Below are 336 nucleotides of genomic sequence, written 5' to 3' on the forward strand. Positions count from 1 at the left end.
GATTTCTTCATGACAAGGTCTCTCCTGCGGCCTTGCCACTAACTTTACAGTGGGATACTTCAGAGGGGAAAGGTCACTATTGCCCGGAGAGATCCATCTGTGCGGCCAGCGCCAGCGACCAAGCCCCCCGCCCCGCGGCCATCGCGCGTTTCCGGCGCCGCAAATGCAAAAACCCCCGCCTGTTCGGGCGGGGGTTTCTGGCTTAGGGAGCCTGACGATTACCTACTTTCACACGGGAATCCGCACTATCATCGGCGTGGAGTCGTTTCACGGTCCTGTTCGGGATGGGAAGGGGTGGGACCGACTCGCTATGGTCATCAGGCAAAGAGGGTTGTC

General features: G+C 59.5%; 1 rRNA gene. It reads right to left on the reverse strand.

Features of this window, described 5'->3' with window-relative positions:
• Positions 1 to 209: 209 nt before the first annotated feature.
• Positions 210 to 322: ribosomal RNA gene (rrf, locus tag DIE22_RS37930) — 5S ribosomal RNA — on the reverse strand.
• Between the last annotated feature and the right edge of the window lie 14 nt (positions 323 to 336).

The organism is Burkholderia sp. Bp9142 (assembly GCF_003853415.1).
Taxonomy (GTDB): Bacteria; Pseudomonadota; Gammaproteobacteria; order Burkholderiales; family Burkholderiaceae; genus Burkholderia.